The 437-nt window shown below is 64.8% G+C and carries 2 protein-coding genes; both read left to right on the top strand.

The genetic code is table 11. The features are described from left to right. Window positions 1–208, top strand: a 208-nt coding sequence (locus tag OO69_RS48255) for a hypothetical protein (protein ID WP_234444725.1), incomplete at its 5' end; no start/stop codon positions are given. Window positions 209–219: 11 nt separating this feature from the next. Next, the gene (locus OO69_RS53675) at window positions 220–351 is read left to right on the top strand and encodes a hypothetical protein (RefSeq protein ID WP_267885251.1); all 132 of its coding nucleotides are present in this window, start codon (window positions 220–222) and stop codon (window positions 349–351) included. The last annotated feature ends 86 nt before the right edge of the window (window positions 352–437 follow it).

Below are 437 nucleotides of genomic sequence, written 5' to 3'. Positions count from 1 at the left end.
GTCTTACGCGTGCTCCATGGCCGACGAGATCGGCAACTTCGGGTTCGAGAACTTCGAGAGCCCGGATGGCGGTCCCATCACGCCAGGCAACTACCAAGCACGGTTCCGCGCCTGGTCCTCCTATTCCCACCACTACGGCAGTGAGGAGTGGGATTCGTGTGTGGAGATCGAGCGCCAGGAACTCGCCGACCCGGCCGACGAGAAATGAGGACACCGACCATGAGCGACATCTACGACGACGGCGCCACCTACGGCCCCGACCCCGACGCCCAGATCCCCACCGACACGCCCGCCGACCCGATCTACGACGACGGCGCCCAGTACGGCGCTGACCGTGCCACTGAGAAGTGAGGACACCGACCATGAGCGCAGCCATTCTCACCGAAGCCGAGGCGATGGAACGCCAGGCCCGCGAAATGCTCGACGTCATCCACCAC

Source organism: Streptomyces sp. NRRL F-525 (genome assembly GCF_000716605.1).
GTDB lineage: Bacteria > Actinomycetota > Actinomycetes > Streptomycetales > Streptomycetaceae > Streptomyces.
The sequence above is the reverse complement of the archived record's forward strand: the minus strand, read 5'-3'. Positions and strand labels throughout refer to the sequence as shown.